Here is a 17,526-nt window from a genome sequence, read left to right on the forward strand (position 1 = left end):
CGCTAAAGCCCGCGCAACGACTTATAAAAGGTGTCTTGGTAGGATTTGCCCACCGGTACTTCGTGTTTGCCCAGCTTTAGCAGGTTGTCCTCTACACTATCCACTAGGTTCGTATTCACAATGTAGCTGCGGTGTACTCTGATGAAGTGCGCAAAAGGCAGCCGCTCGGCCAAGGACTTGAGCGTGAGGTACACAATGTGCTTCTGCGTTTTCGTGACGAGCACAGAATACGTGGATAAGGCCTCTATGTACAATACCTCATCGAAGTTGATGCGCAGCACCCGGGAGCCTACTTTCACGAACAGATCGGAGTCGGGGGCGGTGGGCTGGGGAGCTTCCGAAGGAGCTTCGTTGCGTTGTACCACGCGCGCTACCGCCTGCCGGAATCGGGTAACATCAACCGGCTTCACGAGATAATCGACGGCCTGCATGTCAAATGCTGTAACGGCAAAATCGCGGTGCGAGGTGACCATGATGATGGCGGGGGCAGGCTCAGGAAGCAGCTGCGGCAAATCGAGGCCGGAAAGATGGGGCATCTCAATATCCAGCAACAGCAAGTCGGCGTGGCCTCCCTGGCGAAAGTAATTCAGGGCCTCAACGCCACCGGACAGGGAGGCGGCCAATTCCAGATCCGGATCCAGCGCTACCAAGTGTTCCAGAGTCAGGCGGTTGATTTCGTTGTCATCCACGATGACACAGGCAAGCGGCGAGAGAGGCATGTAAGAAACGTGGGTACTACGGACGAGCTATAAGGATGCGGCAGCTATAAACGATTCTTTTCGAGATGCGGATTGCAGGCAGCAGGGCCAAACTTTCAATTTATATATCCCAAAGTGGGAGTGGCCGCTTAGACAAAGCATCTGGGTATAAAAATGAAAACAGAGAGGGCAAAAAGTGGAGCTTTTCGGTAAGCGGCAGGCTTTGTCAGCTGAACGGTATCCGGTGCCAGACCGAGCGCTCTGGCCTGTTTCACTCGGATAGCAAACCAGTGCTGGCTCTTGGTCCACAAAGAAGTCGGGCACTGGCGCTGTGGAGAAAAGCTCCCCTTGGTCCAACATTTGGGCTGAGGCTCCGCTTATCTTTGAACTGGCCTAGGGCAAAGGGCGGCACCCAAACGCCCGGCATGCCTTGGGCCTGCCTTGGCAGCGCAGTGCCTGCAAGGCTATAGTTGGAATGACGCTGAAAACCTATGGCAACTCCTCTTCCTAAAAAAGTCCTGGCCCGCCAGCACGAGATTACTGCCGATTTTTTGCGGGCACTGGACCGGCACTTAGCTGATTTGGAGGTGGGTAAAGCCACCGAAATGCTGGAAATCCGGGATTTCGCCGACCAGTTGCATCTGCATCCTACTCACCTGAGCAACATCATCAAGCTCACCACGGGCCATGCTCCCTGCTACTTCTTCGAGGCCCGAATTCTGGAGCTGGCCCAGCGCCGCTTGTGCGAAACCAAGCTGCCCATTGCCGAAATAGCGGCCCAGCTCACCTACGACCCCTAGAACTTCACAAAATTCTTCAAGCGCTTTGCCGGCCTTACGCCCAAGCAGTACCGCGAGCAGGTGTGGGCAGAGGGGCGAGTGGTAGAATCGGAAACAGTCACCATTTAAACTGTAACTGTCACCATAGTTTCGGGTGGTAGGGCGTGCAATTTTGTGGCGTAACCTAACCCCGTATTCATGAGCACAAACAAGATAGCCCTCGTCACGGGCGGAAGCCGTGGCCTGGGCAAAAACATGGCGTTGCAGCTGGCCCAGGCCGGCCACGATGTAGTCCTGACCTATCATAGCCGGCAGGAAGAAGCACAGGTAGTAGTAGGCCAAGCGGAGGCACTGGGGCGCAAGGCCGTAGCCCTGCAGCTAGACTCGGGCAAAGCAGCCACCTTTCCGGCGTTTGCGGAGGCACTAGGCCACTCATTGCAGGCCAGATGGGGCCGCAACAGCTTCGATTTCCTGATTAACAACGCCGGCATCGACGTGGCCCGGCCCATTGCGCAGACCACCGAAGACGACTTCGACCAGTTGCTGAATGTGCATTTTAAAGGTGTCTTTTTCCTGACCCAAACTCTGCTGCCCCAGCTGGCCGATGGTGGCGCAATCGTGAACCTCTCAACGGGACTTACGCGCTTCACTACGCCTGGCTACGCGGCCTACGCCTCTATGAAAGGCGCCGTGGAGGTGTTCACAAAGTATCTGGCCAAGGAGCTGGGCAGCCGGGGCATCAGGGCCAACGTGGTGGCGCCGGGCATCGTCAAAACCGATTTTACAAAAGCAGCCCGCGAAGCGCACCCGCAGCTAGAGGCCTACATGTCGGGGCAAACGGCGCTGGGCCGCATTGGCGAGCCAGAGGATATTGGGGGCGTAGTGGCGTTCCTGTGCTCCGATGCGGCCCGGTGGGTGAATGCCCAGCGGCTGGAGGCTTCGGGTGGCTACTCGCTCTAGGCCACTTGGCGGTCGGGGGTGCCATCAAAATCTCCGCCCGAAACGCTGGCGAGGATGGCTAGCTCCCGGCGCAATACCGATAGCAGCACCCGATGGTTAGCCATGGCATCCGGCCGCGCTTCCAGCTCCTTCAGATGATCCTGAATGAGGCTGGTAAACTCGGTGGAAGAGAACCGAGGCTGTGAGGTGGATGAGTAGTTGAGGGGTGGCATGAGTAAGCCAGAAAGCAGGAATGCCTAAGTAAAAGTATATACGCTGGTTTTTGAGCAAAGTACTCAATTTGCCAAAACACTTCATAACAAAATGAGCCGGCCTCCCATAAAAGGAAGCCGGCTCATGTGTGATAATGTAACCTCGACGTTAGAATCGGAAAGCAGGACGGGCCGGGTTCCAGATTCCCCACGGAATCATGATCAGCACCAATATCAGCGCAATAAGGAACCAGGTGAAGGCTTTCTTGTGCTTCAGTACAGCATCCGGGGCTTTTTTGGAAAGCGTGCGGCCTACCTGCGCGGCTATCACGGCCAGCAGCATGCCCACCAGGTGCTCTACGGCAAAGAAACGGCTGCCCGCATCTTTCATAACGGCGCCACCGGCGGTTTCAAAGGCTTTTATGCCATAAGGGCTCAGGCCGAAATACAGGATCAGGCCCAGCAGCAGCTGCAGGTGCATAGAGCCCACGAAAGCGGCGCCCATGCCGTTATCAGCCCCCGTCCAGGCCTTGCGGCCCTGCCAGCCCGAGAAGGCCCGGAAAATGGCAATCAGTCCGAAAATCAGCACCAGCCAGCGCGACCAGGAGTGCAGCGCCAAAACAAGAGAGTAAGCAGTCATACAAGGAAAAGGTGAGTTGGAAACGATAAAGGTCGGGGGAGGCGGCGAAAATGCGGCACCGCTGGCCGGAAATTTCGGGTGCCCGCTGCGGCCGAGTGGCCTAGGCCAGCTGCTGAAATAGGTCGGGGGTGGTTTCTTGCTTGTGGCCCTCAAACCCAAAGGATTTCTCCTGCAGAAACTGTTCGCCCTGCTGCCGCAGAATGGTAATGTTGTTGATGGTAAGCTGCAGATTGAACGTTTGGTTATTGAGGTACTGCAGCACGGGGCCCAGAAGCTCGGGCGTGGTATCGTGCAGGGCCAGCGAAATGTGCGGTAGCCAGCAGTCGGGGCCACTGAACTTATCGGTGCGCAGGCACAGCGGTGCGGTGGCGTGCAAAATGCGCTGGTGCAGGTGATTGAGGGCGTCGGAGCGTAGCACCGGAATATAAATCACGGGATTGGGTCCCGGGAACAGGCCTAGGCCTGTAGTGAAAGCCGTGAAGGGGCGCGTAGTGCGGGCTACATCGCGCAGCACTTGCTTCAGGGAGGAAAGCTTCCGGACGCCGGCCAGCTGGTAGGTGAGATGCGGGTCGGGAGTGGCCTGCACATCATCCAGACCAAATTCCGTTTCCAGACTTTTGATAATCCGGTTGATGCGGTCGGCGTTCTGGGGGTTGAGCAGAGACGTTATTGCAAGCATATGCTGATTATCTGAGCGGCCTAAAGGAAATTAGTAGTGGGCACCTTGGGTAACAAAGCAGCCAAAGGTGTGCCACGGCCTACTTTCTTACAACCGCTACCACGCCCAACCGGGGTTGGAAGGCCGGCAAATAACTCGATTTTTTAACGTGGTAGCCTCCGATATGAAGTTTTCGGTAGAAAAATTTAGGCGCAAAGGTTTAAAAAGCAATCAGAGGGGAGACTTTGTTCGTAGTGCGGAACTACTGTCTGCTTGTGCTTTACGAACCTACTACATCCGCTCCTGTTTCGGAGGAGCCCCGCGTTCAGGCTGCCCGCCCCTGGTGGTGGCTATTGGGTGTGCTGCTCCTACTGACGGTGGGCGTAGCCGTAGCCCTGCAACTGCTTGACCCCTGGCTGCGCCAAAAGCTGGAAAAGCAGGTAGCCACCAGCAGCCACGGCCGCTACCAGCTGCGCATTGCCACGCTGCACACCAGCCTATGGAAGCGCACGGCTACCCTACGCGGCATACAGCTGCGCACCAGCAAAACCGCCCCCGATTCAGTGGGCAAGCCCCGCGCCGATTTAGTCATTGGAAGGCTTGAAGTGGCGGGCGTAGGACTGTTGGCGCTGTTGCGCAAACAGGTGGTGCCCATTGATAGCATTGTGCTGGATTCTGTAGGCCTACGCCTGGCGTCGCTACCGGCTGCCGGCAAAAGCCCTTCGAAACCGCTCCACCAGCAGCTGCCTTTGGATGGGGTGCGCGTAGGCCTGTTCCGCCTGGGGCATGTACACGGAAGCTACGGCCCAGCCCAACAGCCTACGGTACAACTGGGCCGCGCCAGCCTGCAGCTGCGTGATGTGCTTCTGAGTGCCACTGGCGCCGCCGACTCGCAGCGAGTGGCCTACGCCACTACCGTGGCCGCTGATGTGCATGGCCTGACTCTGCAGGTGCCGGAGCACCGGGTGCAGCTGCTGCACGCCGGCTTTTCCTCCACTCAGCAGCGCCTCACCCTCGATTCGGTGGTGGTGCATCCGCAGAAGCCCATCAACAACCAGCGCGACAAAACGGCTCGTATCAGTCTGGCACTGCCTCGGCTGGAGTTGACGGGCCTGAACGCCGCCCAGCTCGCCCATCAGCATTTCCGGGCCGATACTTTGCGGCTTACCGGGCCCCGCCTGGCCCTCACCCTACCAACCGTGAAACCTGCTTCTTTGCATGTGCTGCTGGCGCCTTATCTGCAGCAGATGCGCCTGAAGCGGCTGGAAATGACGGGCGGCAGCCTGCGGGTAGCGGGGCTGGAGCAGGCGCCGGTAATAAGCAATGTGCGCGCCTTCGCTACCAATATTCAGGTGCTGCCTTATAAGCGCCCAACCAACACACTTTACTACGCCGAAGCCTGGTCCATCCGGACGGGGCTTGCCGTCATGACCTTCAATGCTCCGTATTACAATGCCTCGTGGCAGCAGCTCCAGCTGGATAGCCGGCCCGGCACCTTGCGGCTCGTAGGCGTGAAAGTGCTGCCTACCATGTCGGCTACGGAAATGGCCCGCCGCAAAGGACACCAGGCCGCCAACCTCATGATCCGGCTGCCGGAAGTGCTAGTGGCGGGCCTCGATTACCGCTTGGCTCAGCGGGAGCACGTGCTGCATGCTACCACCCTCACGCTGCGCAAGGCAGAAATAAACAGCAAGAACGACGGCCGGTTTCCCATCAATCCGGCTATTTCCATCATGACGCCGGAAGCGCTAGGCCAGGTGCCGTTCCGGTTTGATGTGCGCCGGATGCGGGCCGAGCAGGCTACCATCCGGATGGCCTACCGCGCCCCCCGCGACCCAGTGCCGGGTACCATGTCGATCAACCGCCTCTCCGTTACGCTGCGCAATGTCAGTAACGAACCGCGCCGCATGAATGCCGCCACACCGCTTACGGGCGAGGCTACCGGGTGGCTGCAGAACCGTTGCTACGCCCAGGTAAAGCTGCGCGCCAATGTGCTCGACGATAGTGGCCTACACACGCTATCGGGCAGCTTCGGGCAAACCCCTTTGTCCATCCTCGACGATATGACGGTTCCAACGCGCGGCATCCGGTTTAAGAGTGGCACCGTGCAGCACATCCGGTTTCAGATGACGCTGGACCGCACCTCGGCACGGGGCACCTTGTGGGGCCGATACTCCGATCTGAAGCTGCAGTTGCTGAACCAGAAGGAGCGCCCCGGCCTGCTGAAGCGCGTCGAGACATCCTTGGTCAACGGCATCGTTCTGCGCGACAACAACCCCCGCAAGCCCGGTAAGCCCTTGGAGCCCGGTCGGATGGATTCCAGGCGCGAACGGCGGTTTTCAGTTTTCTCCTTGTGGCGGCAGGGGCTGGTGAGTGGTATGCTGCATAGCGCCGGCGTGCCGGCTCCCCTCGCCAAGAAGCTGAGTGAGAGTGAATAGTACCCGGAAAGTTGATATTTTTACAGGAACACTACGTGCGTATAAGTACGCAGCATCGTCCGTTATATGCGTATTTCAAGGCCTTGGCGGAACATTTGCTGGCCTGCCATCGTCGTAAGAAGGAAAAGGGTTTGAGTCCTTTTTTGCTTTCCGCTTCGCTATGATTCGTATCATTTTAGTTGATGACCACACTATAATCCGGGATGGTGTCCGGGCGTTATTATCTGATCAGGAAGGGATTGAAGTAGTGGGCGGCGCCGGCAACGGTCAGGAACTGCTTGACCTTCTGGCCCATACGCCCGCCGATGTAGTGCTCATGGATATCAATATGCCCGTGATGGACGGGGTAGAGGCAACCCAGCAGCTGCAAGCGCAGTTTCCGCAGGTGCGCGTGCTGGCTCTCTCCATGCTCGACCACGAGGAATATGTGAACCGCATGTTTGAGGCCGGTGCCTTGGGCTATGTGCTCAAGAACGCCGGCAAGATGGAAATCGTGTACGCCATCCGGACGGTGGCTTTGGGAAAACAGTTTTTGTGCGCCGAGCTGGGTGTCAAGTTCCTGTCCAGGCTCATGCAGGCTCCCGCGCTGGATACCACCATTTCCCCTAAAAAAACCGACTCCCTGTCGAAGCGCGAAACCGAGGTGCTGCAACTGATTGCGGAAGGCCTGACCAACGCGGAAATAGCCGATAAGCTTTTCACCAGCAAGCGCACCATCGAAACGCACCGCCAGAATATCATTGAGAAGACCCAGGCCAAGAACACCGCCGCCCTCATCAGCTACGCGGTGCGCCAGGGCCTGCTCGACTAGCCTTCTCAACTACTGCTCAAAACGCCACCAGCTCGGGGCGGCGGCTCGCTAGGCCACTAGCAGCTGCCGCCCCGAGCTGGTGGCGTTTTCAAGAAAGCTCAGAAAGAACGTGAAAGGGAGGGCGCAGGCGCTGGTCGGCCGTTAACCAGCCTGGCACTCAGCTGATGCAGGCTGGTAGGCTGCAGAATGCATGGATAGGTGAGGGGCGAAGCCAAACATCAGGGAGCGGCAGGGCCGGGTGGGAAAGGAATGCTTGGCTTAGCCATGGCGGAACAGGGCCACCCCTGACTTAGCTCCCGATACGTTGACATTGCCCGGTTGCTTGCCCGTCAGGTAGGTAACCGGGCTCAGCAACCACGCCAGACTGGTAGCATGCAGTCGAATAAAGGAGTAGGTGCCGGTTATTTCGGCCCCGGAAAACGTGAGGAGCATGCGGCCCGAAGCTATGGCCGCGCGTAGGCCACCACCCGTAGCAGGGAAAGGCTCGTAGGCCTGCTGGCAGGGCCCTTGCGCAACCAAAGCGGGAAGCTGAAGAGCTTCAGTTGACTCCAGCAACAAGCTGCGCTCCAGCTTGCCCGTAGCTTTCCGGCCCGCCATAGTTGGCAACACCCAGTGCATGTACGGACGCTGCCGAACAAGCAAAATCAGATGCTGCAACGAATCAGCAGGGCCTCCATACAATGCAAATCGGATACCTGACATACAGAGAACACGGAAGAGGAGAGGAAGAACAGAACAGAACAGACAAAAGCCCCGGAATAATCCGAGGCCTTATCATAGTGCGACAATAACCAAAGAAGCAGCCTACGTAGTAGTCAGCGAAGGTTAAGAGGGCATATTAGCGGCTGGCGCTAGTACTCGCACGGCTGGTGGTGCGGCTGGCCTGGCCTCCCTTTCGGCCGGCGGCGCGGGCTTCTTCCGACGTGAAACGGTGCCCACGGCCACTCTCATGCGAAGCCCGTCCGCCTTCGCTGGCGATGCGGCGCTGCATTTCGGGGTCCATGCTGGCGAAACCACGCTTGCTGGTATTGTTGGCAGCCTTAGGTGCGGCAGAAGTATTGGGCAGGTTTTTCGATGTGGTGGCCATGGTGAGGGGGATGAAATGAGTAGTATTTAAATCTACTCTTTCAACGGCGCCCGGCCATGCATCAGTTGCCTTTTAACTTGCGAAATAGGGCGTTAAACGCGTAAATGGTATGTTTTACGGATGAGTTGTGCTACTAATACGGATGAGCTCTGCTACTAATACGGATGAGCTTTTGCGTGCCTACTGAACAGCTTCGGTGGGCTGCGCGCCGGACTTTGTCTGCTTGCCTCCCGTGGCGCTGCTCAGCAGGAAATCGCGCAGCCGATTGATGTGCTGCTTAAGCTCCTCCACACGTTCATGCTGCTTCTCACTCCACTCTGCCGAGCCGTGCTAAGCCATGCTGGTCAGGAGGTTTTTGCGCTCCTCCATCATCCGGATTGCCACCCACAAGGTTTCTTCCAGCGGGGCCTGCCCGGCTTCCAGCAGTGCCTCGGCCGAAAAAGCGTGCCGCGTGTGGCAGCGGTAGCGCAACACGTTGCCAGACTTCATTTCCCATAACGAGCCCCCGCAGTCTAGGCAGGTAAGCGTGACCTGTTGCCCAATTCTCTCTATTTCCTCGGCTGTTCCCACAACACGTTCCGCAATAGCAGCTTCCGCTTGAAGATCGTTTGGAATAGCCAGCTGGGGGTGGCGAGCCGAAGAATGCCGGGTAAGCTGCACCAGCAAGGCCCTCATCTCGGCCAGCGGCACCGAGTAGTCTATATCTACGTTGCGCAGGGCACTTTCGGGCATGCTGGAAAACTCCGCATCGGCGGGATTCTGCACCACCGCCGTTCCTCCACACCGCTTGATAAAGTCTAGGCCAGCGGTACCATCGTGCAGCATACCCGTGAGCACTACCCCAATTACATGAGAGCCATAGGTAACTGCCGCCGACCGGAACAAGGCATCGGCGGCTGAGCGGAAACTGTTTTCACGGGGGCCGTTGGCTACCACAGCGCCGACGAGGAGCTGCAAAGCACAAACGAGGAGGCCATGACCAACCGATGCCGAAAAAGTGAAAGGCCAGCCCCTCAGTATCCTCAACGGCGGGGCCTGGAGCCAGCCGGAACTACAACGCCGGCTTTTGTTGCTGCTGACGGCCGAGGCCCTGCAGCTCGATGATCTGGAGCTGGAAGCCGATTTTATGCCCGTAGGCCACCACCAGGTGCGGGTATATGGGCGGCGTATTATGAGCGAAGGCAGTCAAACAGAACGTATTCTGCTCAGCATCGAGCTGATTGCTGGTAAGGCATAACTTGTTGATTATGTTTGTGTAGGCCTGTCTGAAGGGTAGGTTTTGGAGAACGAATACACATCGCAGATTGTAGCGTATGTTGCATAGGGCCGAGAGACGCCTCCAAAGTAGAAGCAGCCAGCTAGTTTTTATACCATGGATTTCGCACCAGATATGCCCCACCACGACCCGCAATCAGATTCGGCGCAGGCCTTGCGCCACCTACGGGATGATGCGGAGCGTAAGCGTCTGGTTGCGCAAAGCATAGAAACCAAAACGCCGGAAGAAGTCCGGCAGCTGGCTCAGGGGCTGCAGATTCATCAGATAGAGCTGGAAATGCAGCTTGAGGAATTGCAGCGGGCCCAAGTCGAGAGTGAAAGCATTCGGGCACAGTACGTCGACCTCTATGATTTTGCCCCGATAGGCTACTGCACCCTCACCCAGGCCGGCGAAATCAGGCAGCTCAATCTCCACCTTAGCAACCTGCTAGGCCACACGCGGCGGGAATTATTGGGCCGGAGCTTTGCCCTGTTTGTGGCACTGCCGCAGCGCAACGAGTTCAGCGAGTTTCTGGAGGCCGCCATGCAACAGGAGCAGCGCCAGTCCTGCGAGGTAGAAATTCGCTGCTCCTCCGGGACCAGCATTTTTGCCCGGCTGCAAGGACTGGCCTACACCGATGCAAATGGCGAAAGGCTCTGCCGCCTCGTGGTGCTGGATGTAACCCCCCAGCGCACAGCTACTGAGGCGCTAAAAGCAAGTGAGCTGCGCTTTCGCACCCTGTTTGAGCAAAGTGCCGATGCGGTACTACTCGTCGAGAATGGGTACTACATCGACTGCAACAATGCGGCAATGCGTCTGCTCGGGGCCACCGACAAAAGCCAGATACTGGGCAAAACCATTCAGGAAACCTCGCCGGAATTTCAGCCGAACGGACAACGCTCCAGCACCTTGGTTATGGAGTATATGTTGCGGGCTCAGCAGCAAGGCAGCTACCGGTTTGAGTGGTTGCGCAACCGCCTGACCGGAGAGGCTCTCTGGATGGAAATAGTAGTCACGCCGCTGGTAGTGGAAGGCAGTACGGTACTGCACGTGCTCTGGCGCGACATCACGGAGCGCAAATTCAACGACCAGCGTCTGCGGGCAAGCGAGGAGCGGCTGCGGCTGGCCCTGCAGGGCTCTGCCATGGGCGTGTGGGTTTGGGATTTGAACACCGATGAGCTGTATTGGGACCAGCGCGCCCAGGAAATCATCGGCCACCCGTTTAATGCGAATCCGGTGTCGTTCAGCCGCCTTATGGCCGCCATTCATCCCGAAGACCTGGCCAACGCTTCGGCCGTGTTGTTGCGCGCCCGTCAAAATCAGCAGCCATTTGAGCTGGAGCACCGCGTAGTATGGCCCGATGGTACTATTCGGTTTGTAACCACCAGCGGACAGGTGCTGCCTGTGGCGCCCGGCGAGCCTCTGCGCCTCACTGGTCTTATCCGCGACGTAACGGCCCGCTACGAGCGGGAAGAAGAGCTGGACTATAAAAACCGACTGCTAGAGCATATCGTCAATAATACGCCCGTGATACTGGGCCGCCTCACGCCGGAAGGCAAGTATCTGGAGCTGATAGGCAAAGGCTTGCGGCGCATGGAAATAGCCGATAATCAGCTGGCCAACCAGAGCATATTCGATCTTTTTCCGAACGTGTCGGAAGAGGTGAAGCCCTTGCTGGCGGGGCAGCAGGTCAGCTTTATTAGCAGGGGGCCTCACAATGACGAGATGCTGTACTTTCAGAACTACGGCTTCTTTGATGAGCAAAAGAAGCAGGCGATTCTGTTCGCTATCGACATAACGGCCTCGGAGCAGATGAAGGTGCAGCTGCATACGGAAAAGGAGTTCACGGAGCAGCTCCTGGATAGCACCGTTGACATGATTGCCGCCCTCAACCAGGAAGGCCACATAACCGCCTGGAACCATACGGCCGAAATTCAGACCGGCTTATCGGCGGAGCAGGTGCTAGGCCACCCTCTGCGCGAGTTTCAGCTGAGTAACAACCAGACGGAGTTTTGCGCTTCCATAGATAAAGCGCTGCACGGCGAGCCTGTAACACGCCTGGGCTGGAAAGATATCATCCGGACTGGAGCGTATTACGATGTGTATCTGGTGCCCCTCTTGCGCGACAATGCGAACGTGGGGGCGCTATTGATTATGCGCGAGGCTACGGCCCGAGAAGAGCTGCTGATTGAAACAACCCGCCTGAAACTGCGCCAGCAGAAAGAGGTGCTGGATGCCATCCTGACCGCGCAGGAAGACGAGCGCCGCCGCATTGCCGAAGCCCTGCACAATGGCGTAGGCCAGTTGCTGTATGCTATTAAGCTACACTTGGAGAATACGGCCGAGCTCCCGCGCACCAATGCCGGCCTGGCCTTGCTGGACGAAGCTATTCGGGCCACCCGGGGCATTTCCTTCGAGCTTACGCCTGGTGTGCTGGAAGACTTTGGGCTGGAAACGGCCCTGAAGGAACTGGTGAAGCGCATCCCCAAGCCCCCCATCCGGCTGCACTGTGATATTCCGCGCAACCTGCCCCGGACCATTCAGGTGGCGCTGTACCGCATTGTGCAGGAGCTGCTCAATAATATCATGAAGCACGCCAAAGCCGGTGAGGTATTCGTGTACCTGGAGCAGGTAGACCAGCAGCTGCATCTGAGCGTGGAAGATGATGGCATCGGCTTCGAGTACCAACAAACCACGCCTTCCAAAGGCATTGGCCTGAGCAGTATCCGCAACCGGGTAGAGCTCCTGAACGGGCACTTCACCATTCAGTCGCGGCCGGGCCACGGAACTATTGTGACCATACAAGTGCCCCTGGCCTAGCGAATGGCAGCAGTAGGCTCATTATGAGATAAATACGGACAATAATTAGGTTTTAAATTCTGAAAACACGTATTTATAACGAGTATAAGTCAAGTAGTAAGAAGTAGATTTGTTTGGACGGAAGCTAGGTTGCTGGCTTCTCAACAAAAGAGGATGTTGGGTTCAGTTGGTCTTATTAGTGGCTAACTGACAGCTGCCACAGCCTAGGCTGCCGTGGCGTAAGGATGATGGGAAAAGCACTGGTAGTGCTTGCGATGTTGAGGTAGGTTGAAGGCACTAATATGCGCGTGTATAGAGAGATTTTACCCAATAGTTTCCTGCTGATTTTAACGGGTTCCGGCGAATCGAGTGTGGCGGTGCTGCTGCTCACGGAGGCCCTGGAACAGGCCTGCCACAGCGGGAAAACCAGCATCTGGGTTGATTGCAGCCAGGTGCAGCAGTTAAGCACACTGGAGCTGGCAGTGCTGGAGCATTACTCAACCGAGCTGCTGGTGCGGGGCATCACGCTGGTGGTATGCCACCCGCCGGATTCGCTCTCAACCGCGCTGCCCAAGGCACATCTGCTGCTGGCGCCCTCCCTGCTGGATGCGGAGCTGCAATGCCGCTCGGCCGCTATGCAGCCGCCTTGGCCGCTGGCCGCCTAGGCCACCCGGCAGCCCCCAGCTTCCCCCTGAGCTGGCTGTTATCGGAGAGGCAACGGTAGTGGCGGGGCGCCCCAGGTGGCCTATAGTACAGGGTAGCAAGCCGCCCCCACCCACGCCAGGGAAGCAGGGTAACGGGCAGGAGGTGCACCAAGTGTTGATATTTTTTAAGAAATTCAGGCCAGAATGCCAGGCGGGCGCTCTGGCCTGAGCCTTTTTCTCTCGCTACTTCTCCCGCTGGCTTTCGCGAGGGGCAGCAGGATAAGCGTCAAGCTATCAGGGAGAAGCGCTGGTTTTTCTTGGATTTGAACAAGCACAAGTAACTCTGGCGCTGAACCAGGCAAGGCAAATTTCGCACCCGACCTAACCTGGATGTACGCAGTAAAATGCACACGGCCTCTTACTGCCAATGAACTCTTTCCTGAATATATAGCTTCTTAAAGCCCTGCCAGCTCCCAGCTGAACAGTAGGGGGCACGTGTGCCTGCTGCTTTCCTTCGGGATACTTACTTTATTCTATGTCTGAACCACTTTTTGACATTAACCTGCAACAGTTTCCCGACGAGTATCTGACGGGGGAGTGGTGTGTTGCGGATCGGATTCTAAACCGAACCGACCCTACTACTTCTCTGGCGCAGGCTACGTTTTTTCGGCTTCAGCCCGGTTCCATGCAAATTGAAACGCCTAGCCTCCAGGACCACGGAAACTGGTCGGTGGAACGCGATGCCTTGCTGAACCGCCCGTACCTGGAGCTGCAGCTCGCCGCCGAGAAAACCCGTGCCCTCGTTACGCGCCTGCGCCGCTCCGTGGATGGGCAACACAGCCAGTTGAATTTATACTTTCAATCGGGGATGGAGCTGCAGTTAGCGCAGCCCTCCTGCTAATTGCCCGTTCTTTGCGATGGAGACTACCGTAGAGATGACTAAAAACGAACAATTCCGGTTTTTTGCCGACATGATTCCCCAACTGGTATGGTTTACGGACCCCACGGGCTTCCATACCTACTTCAACCAGCGCTGGATTGATTTCACGGGCTACACCCTGGCTGATAGCGTAGGGCCCGATATGTGGAACAACCTGCTGCACCCCGATGACCGAGCACACGCCCGTGAGGTGTGGGGCCGCTCTCTGGCCACCGGCGACTTCTACGAAATAGAGTATCGTTTCAAGTCCAGCACTGATGACTACCGTTGGTTCCTGGGCCAGGCCCAGCCTCAGTTCGATGAGAACGGCCAAATACAGCAGTGGTACGGCACCTGCACCGATATTCATGAGCAAAAAATGACCGAACTGGCCCTGCGCAAGCGGGAGCAGGAACTGGAACAGGCCTACGCCGACCTCGAAGTGAAAGTGACTTTCCGCAATCTGGAACTGGAGCGCGAAGTGCAGGAACTGCGCAAAAAGTTGGAAAGCAACTCCAAGCTGGCCTAGGCCACTCAGAATAAAACGAGTAAGCCCGTCCTGCTGAACACAACGTTCAGCAGGACGGGCTTGCTTATAATAGTGCTGGCAGTCTTAAAACCGCACGCGGGCAATCGTGAATACCGATACCGGCTGGTTTGCCTGCAGCGCATTCAAGTTAGAATACAGCACGTAGCTGTCGGCGCCGCTGCGGCGGGCCAGGGTAGTAGGGTACTGCGGCGGCGTAGAGAAGGTACCCGAAAGCGTGGCCGCTCCCCAGGCATTAGCAGTAGTGAGGCGGTACACTTTGGCCTGGGCATTCGTGACGACCTGCAGCGTGGTATTATCCTGCAGCAGCATGCCATCGGCTCCTTTCAGGTCCTGGCTGATGCTGACTTTCGTGAAGCTGGCGGGGTTGCTGATGGGTACTTTGAAAAGGGCCCCTTCATCAGACTTCGCTACCAACAGGTAGCCATCGGGGTGATATACAATGCCGTTGAGGCCGAACATGCCCGCTGGTGCGGCTAGCTGTGCGTTTTCTAGGAAGATGGAGGCCACACCCTGCGCATCTACTTTGTAGATGATGGGGGAGAAGCTGTCGGTTACGTAGGCATTGCCCTGCGCATCCACTGCAATATCGTTGGCGAAGTGGTTTTGCGTAGGGCGTAGGCCACCCAAATCGGTGGTGGAAATGAGCTGTCCGTTGTCGCTGTTGAAGATGGCCAGCCGCGCCAGTTTCCGCAGCGTAGCCGCCGACGTGCGTTGCGTGTTATAGCCAGGGTCAGATACGGCTACTAGCAGGCGGCTGCGGCCTTCGTCGAGGTTCATGCCAATACTGGAAACCAGCGCCGCATTCTCGGCGAAAACTGAATACGTGCCATCGTCTTTCACCTGGCCTACGGTGCCGGCGGTTTGGGAGCTGACGTAATAGCGCGTGTTTTTGGCATCATACTGAACGCCTTCCGGAAACAGATTGGCCTGCGTGAAAGCTACCGTTTCTGGTAGGCTGGGGGCAGCATCGTTGTCGTCGTCATCGGAACAGCTGGCCGCTGAAAACAAGAGGCCTACGCTCAAGACGGACAGCAGGAGCGCGCGGGAGCGGGTAGAGCGAAGGGTGATGGTTGGTGAAAAAGACGTCATAAGAAGCTATAGCAAGTCTGAAAATGCAGTTAATCATACGGTTAGCCTGGTGGGCATGATGAGCGTAAGCCCATATTTTGCACCTCTGGCTGATGCTGGAGATTGAGTAAGATTAACACGATGAGTGCTAGGCCAGTGTCGGCCCGAATTTTCTTTTGCGGCAGTCTTTCCAACGTGCAGGCGCGGGACCTATCTTGAGGGCGTAAACCCTGTTTCTATGAACCGCCGAATATTCCTGCGTAACGGCTCCCTCGCCGGCCTTGCTCTTTCCACCTTTTCCCTTGGAGCCTGCTCCACCGACAAAACCCAAACGCCCGCCGCTGATGCTGCCACCCCCAATGGCACGCCCGACACAGCCGATACGTTCGAGCTGCACGAAACCACCGTGGCCGATCTGCAGCAGAAGATGGCCAGCGGTGCCCTCACGGCCCGCAGCATCACAGAGCTGTACCTGAAGCGCATTGAGGCCATCGACAAAGCTGGCCCCAACCTCAATTCCGTAATCGAGCTGAACCCTGATGCCCTGACCATTGCCGACACGCTGGACAAAGAGCGCAAAGACGGCAAAGTGCGTGGCCCTTTGCACGGCATTCCAGTCCTGATTAAAGACAATATTGACACCGCCGACAAGCAGCAAACCACCGCGGGCTCATTGGCGCTGGCGGGCCACAAAGCCGCGCAGGATGCATTTATTGTGAAGAAGCTGCGTGAGGCCGGGGCCATCGTGCTCGGCAAAACCAACCTGAGCGAGTGGGCTAACTTCCGCTCCACGCGCAGCACCAGCGGCTGGAGCAGCCGCGGCGGCCAAACCAAGAATCCGTTCATTCTGGACCGTACGCCCAGCGGCAGCAGCGCCGGCTCGGGCGCCGCCGCTTCCGCCAACCTGTGCGCCCTGGCCATCGGCACCGAAACCGATGGCTCGATTGTGTCGCCGGCCTCATGCAGTGGCCTAGTGGGTTTCAAGCCGACCGTAGGCCTATGGAGCCGCGCAGGCATCATCCCTATTTCGGCCACCCAGGACACAGCCGGCCCCATGACGCGCACCGTCCGCGACGCGGCCGTGCTGTTGGGCGCCCTGGCCGGTGAGGATACCGCCGACGGCGTAACCAAGGAAAGCAACGGCAAAACCCAGCCCGACTACACCAAATTTCTGGATGCCAACGGCCTCAAAGGCAAGCGCCTAGGCGTGGAGAAAGGCCACCTGAAAGGCGCCTCCGACGCCATTCCGCTCCTGAAAGCCGCCGTAGAACTCCTAAAAGCGCAAGGCGCCACCATAGTGGAAGTAGAGGTGGAGAAGCTGACAGACCCGCTCGGGGAAGCAGAGTACGATGTACTGCTTTACGAGTTCAAGGACGGCGTGAATAAGTACTTGGCCACGGCCAATGCGTCCATCAAAACGCTCACCGACGTTATCAACTTCAACACCCAGAACAAGGCGAAGGCCATGCCCTTCTTCCAGCAGGAAATCCTGGAAAACTCGAACAAGCTGGAAGGTCTGGAAAGCGCCAAATACAAGGCGGCCCTAAGCAAGTCGCACAACGGCGCCAAACAGGCTCTGGACAAAGTACTGGCTGATAACAAGCTCGACGCCATTGTGGCTATCACTAACGCCCCGGCTCGCTGCATCGACCTTATTAACGGCGACTCGGGCGGTGGCCCTGGTTTCTCCTCACCCGCTGCTATGGCTGGCTACCCCCACATCACGGTGCCCATGGGCCAGGTGTATGGCTTGCCCGTAGGCCTGTCCTTCGTGGGCGGCGCCTACAAGGAAGCTGAGTTGCTGACTGTGGCCTACGCCTATGAGCAAGCCTCGAAGAAGCGCGTGGCTCCGCAGTTTAAGGCGCCGTTTGTGGGGTAGGGGAGTTGAGTGGCCTACAAGAGCAAGAGAGCCCACCGATATGGTGGGCTCTCTTGTTTTTGGGAGTTTTGATTCGGACTTGTAGACTGCCTTGAGTCAGGTGTGAAGGATCTGGAACAATGGATTCAAAACCCATAGAATAGTAGCGCT

At 57.5% G+C, this 17,526-nt stretch carries 18 protein-coding genes; 10 read left to right on the top strand and 8 right to left on the bottom strand.

The features are described from left to right. Positions 1-2 precede the first annotated feature (2 nt). Positions 3-719 (bottom strand): LytR/AlgR family response regulator transcription factor, encoded by a 717-nt coding sequence (locus CFT68_RS00590; protein WP_088841490.1) that lies wholly within the window; start codon positions 717-719, stop codon positions 3-5. Positions 720-1,189: 470 nt separating this feature from the next. Between CFT68_RS00590 and CFT68_RS00595 the strand changes: the two genes are divergently transcribed. Beyond that, entirely contained in the window at positions 1,190-1,498 is a 309-nt protein-coding gene (locus CFT68_RS00595; protein WP_212590351.1) for a helix-turn-helix domain-containing protein, read from the top strand. Between the two features lie 177 nt (positions 1,499-1,675). Next, positions 1,676-2,437: an SDR family NAD(P)-dependent oxidoreductase gene (locus tag CFT68_RS00600; protein ID WP_088841491.1), complete on the top strand. Its 762-nt coding sequence runs from the start codon at positions 1,676-1,678 to the stop codon at positions 2,435-2,437. Here CFT68_RS00600 and CFT68_RS00605 read toward each other — a convergent pair. The 3 genes from CFT68_RS00605 to CFT68_RS00615 all read right to left on the bottom strand — a co-directional run bounded on the left by CFT68_RS00605 (position 2,434) and on the right by CFT68_RS00615 (position 3,947). Continuing rightward, positions 2,434-2,649 carry a hypothetical protein gene (locus tag CFT68_RS00605; RefSeq protein WP_088841492.1) on the bottom strand — a complete coding sequence of 72 codons (216 nt, stop codon included), beginning with the start codon at positions 2,647-2,649 and terminating at the stop codon, positions 2,434-2,436. The genes CFT68_RS00600 and CFT68_RS00605 overlap by 4 nt on opposite strands. Positions 2,650-2,797: 148 nt before the next feature. After that, positions 2,798-3,268, bottom strand: a complete 471-nt coding sequence (locus tag CFT68_RS00610; protein ID WP_088841493.1) for a hypothetical protein — start codon at positions 3,266-3,268, stop codon at positions 2,798-2,800. A 100-nt stretch (positions 3,269-3,368) separates the two neighbouring features. Continuing rightward, entirely contained in the window at positions 3,369-3,947 is a 579-nt protein-coding gene (locus CFT68_RS00615; protein ID WP_088841494.1) for a 2'-5' RNA ligase family protein, read from the bottom strand. 254 nt (positions 3,948-4,201) lie between these two features. On the opposite strand from CFT68_RS00615, the gene CFT68_RS00620 reads away from it, so the two are divergent. Together CFT68_RS00620 and CFT68_RS00625 are read left to right on the top strand one after the other, a co-directional pair. Further along, positions 4,202-6,364: an AsmA family protein gene (locus CFT68_RS00620; protein ID WP_141106382.1), complete on the top strand. Its 2,163-nt coding sequence runs from the start codon at positions 4,202-4,204 to the stop codon at positions 6,362-6,364. Positions 6,365-6,524: 160 nt separating this feature from the next. Then, on the top strand, positions 6,525-7,175 hold the full coding sequence (locus CFT68_RS00625; RefSeq protein WP_088841496.1) for a response regulator: 651 nt from the start codon (positions 6,525-6,527) through the stop codon (positions 7,173-7,175). Positions 7,176-7,433: 258 nt separating this feature from the next. Here the strand turns inward: CFT68_RS00625 and CFT68_RS00630 are convergent, their stop codons facing one another. The 3 genes from CFT68_RS00630 to CFT68_RS00640 all read right to left on the bottom strand — a co-directional run bounded on the left by CFT68_RS00630 (position 7,434) and on the right by CFT68_RS00640 (position 9,219). Continuing rightward, positions 7,434-7,877: a hypothetical protein gene (locus tag CFT68_RS00630; RefSeq protein WP_141106383.1), complete on the bottom strand. Its 444-nt coding sequence runs from the start codon at positions 7,875-7,877 to the stop codon at positions 7,434-7,436. A gap of 136 nt (positions 7,878-8,013) precedes the next feature. Next, on the bottom strand, positions 8,014-8,262 hold the full coding sequence (locus CFT68_RS00635; RefSeq protein ID WP_088841498.1) for a KGG domain-containing protein: 249 nt from the start codon (positions 8,260-8,262) through the stop codon (positions 8,014-8,016). Between the two features lie 330 nt (positions 8,263-8,592). Next, positions 8,593-9,219, bottom strand: a complete 627-nt coding sequence (locus tag CFT68_RS00640; RefSeq protein WP_170934661.1) for a chemotaxis protein CheB — start codon at positions 9,217-9,219, stop codon at positions 8,593-8,595. A 40-nt stretch (positions 9,220-9,259) separates the two neighbouring features. Here CFT68_RS00640 and CFT68_RS21720 point away from each other — a divergent pair, with 40 nt between their 5' ends. The 5 genes from CFT68_RS21720 to CFT68_RS00660 all read left to right on the top strand — a co-directional run bounded on the left by CFT68_RS21720 (position 9,260) and on the right by CFT68_RS00660 (position 14,408). Continuing rightward, entirely contained in the window at positions 9,260-9,499 is a 240-nt protein-coding gene (locus CFT68_RS21720) for a hypothetical protein (RefSeq protein WP_170934662.1), read from the top strand. 135 nt (positions 9,500-9,634) lie between these two features. Further along, positions 9,635-12,337 (top strand): PAS domain S-box protein, encoded by a 2,703-nt coding sequence (locus CFT68_RS00645; RefSeq protein ID WP_088841500.1) that lies wholly within the window; start codon positions 9,635-9,637, stop codon positions 12,335-12,337. Between the two features lie 281 nt (positions 12,338-12,618). Beyond that, the gene (locus CFT68_RS00650; RefSeq protein WP_141106384.1) at positions 12,619-12,981 is read left to right on the top strand and encodes an STAS domain-containing protein; all 363 of its coding nucleotides are present in this window, start codon (positions 12,619-12,621) and stop codon (positions 12,979-12,981) included. A 514-nt stretch (positions 12,982-13,495) separates the two neighbouring features. Beyond that, positions 13,496-13,861, top strand: coding sequence for a hypothetical protein (locus CFT68_RS00655; protein WP_088841502.1), 366 nt, complete (start codon positions 13,496-13,498; stop codon positions 13,859-13,861). 34 nt (positions 13,862-13,895) lie between these two features. After that, on the top strand, positions 13,896-14,408 hold the full coding sequence (locus tag CFT68_RS00660) for a PAS domain-containing protein (RefSeq protein WP_212590352.1): 513 nt from the start codon (positions 13,896-13,898) through the stop codon (positions 14,406-14,408). Positions 14,409-14,492: 84 nt separating this feature from the next. Here CFT68_RS00660 and CFT68_RS00665 read toward each other — a convergent pair whose 3' ends face one another. Continuing rightward, complete coding sequence (locus CFT68_RS00665) at positions 14,493-15,518, bottom strand: SMP-30/gluconolactonase/LRE family protein (protein ID WP_088841504.1); 1,026 nt, start codon at positions 15,516-15,518, stop codon at positions 14,493-14,495. A gap of 217 nt (positions 15,519-15,735) precedes the next feature. Here CFT68_RS00665 and CFT68_RS00670 point away from each other — a divergent pair, with 217 nt between their 5' ends. After that, the gene (locus CFT68_RS00670) at positions 15,736-17,376 is read left to right on the top strand and encodes an amidase (protein ID WP_088841505.1); all 1,641 of its coding nucleotides are present in this window, start codon (positions 15,736-15,738) and stop codon (positions 17,374-17,376) included. The last annotated feature ends 150 nt before the right edge of the window (positions 17,377-17,526 follow it).

This window comes from Hymenobacter gelipurpurascens (genome assembly GCF_900187375.1).
Lineage (GTDB): Bacteria > Bacteroidota > Bacteroidia > Cytophagales > Hymenobacteraceae > Hymenobacter > Hymenobacter gelipurpurascens.

What these genes read in the sequence shown, in the direction of transcription:
- CFT68_RS00650 (WP_141106384.1), top strand. Translation starts at nt 12,619, where the DNA reads ATGCGCGTGTATAGAGAGATTTTACCCAATAGTTTCCTGCTGATTTTA.
- CFT68_RS00660 (WP_212590352.1), top strand. Translation starts at nt 13,896, where the DNA reads ATGACTAAAAACGAACAATTCCGGTTTTTTGCCGACATGATTCCCCAA.
- CFT68_RS00595 (WP_212590351.1), top strand. Translation starts at nt 1,190, where the DNA reads ATGGCAACTCCTCTTCCTAAAAAAGTCCTGGCCCGCCAGCACGAGATT.
- CFT68_RS00625 (WP_088841496.1), top strand. Translation starts at nt 6,525, where the DNA reads ATGATTCGTATCATTTTAGTTGATGACCACACTATAATCCGGGATGGT.
- CFT68_RS00635 (WP_088841498.1), bottom strand. Translation starts at nt 8,262, where the DNA reads ATGGCCACCACATCGAAAAACCTGCCCAATACTTCTGCCGCACCTAAG.
- CFT68_RS00645 (WP_088841500.1), top strand. Translation starts at nt 9,635, where the DNA reads ATGGATTTCGCACCAGATATGCCCCACCACGACCCGCAATCAGATTCG.
- CFT68_RS00630 (WP_141106383.1), bottom strand. Translation starts at nt 7,877, where the DNA reads ATGTCAGGTATCCGATTTGCATTGTATGGAGGCCCTGCTGATTCGTTG.
- CFT68_RS00670 (WP_088841505.1), top strand. Translation starts at nt 15,736, where the DNA reads ATGAACCGCCGAATATTCCTGCGTAACGGCTCCCTCGCCGGCCTTGCT.
- CFT68_RS00615 (WP_088841494.1), bottom strand. Translation starts at nt 3,947, where the DNA reads ATGCTTGCAATAACGTCTCTGCTCAACCCCCAGAACGCCGACCGCATC.
- CFT68_RS00655 (WP_088841502.1), top strand. Translation starts at nt 13,496, where the DNA reads ATGTCTGAACCACTTTTTGACATTAACCTGCAACAGTTTCCCGACGAG.
- CFT68_RS00610 (WP_088841493.1), bottom strand. Translation starts at nt 3,268, where the DNA reads ATGACTGCTTACTCTCTTGTTTTGGCGCTGCACTCCTGGTCGCGCTGG.
- CFT68_RS00605 (WP_088841492.1), bottom strand. Translation starts at nt 2,649, where the DNA reads ATGCCACCCCTCAACTACTCATCCACCTCACAGCCTCGGTTCTCTTCC.
- CFT68_RS00600 (WP_088841491.1), top strand. Translation starts at nt 1,676, where the DNA reads ATGAGCACAAACAAGATAGCCCTCGTCACGGGCGGAAGCCGTGGCCTG.
- CFT68_RS00665 (WP_088841504.1), bottom strand. Translation starts at nt 15,518, where the DNA reads ATGACGTCTTTTTCACCAACCATCACCCTTCGCTCTACCCGCTCCCGC.
- CFT68_RS00590 (WP_088841490.1), bottom strand. Translation starts at nt 719, where the DNA reads ATGCCTCTCTCGCCGCTTGCCTGTGTCATCGTGGATGACAACGAAATC.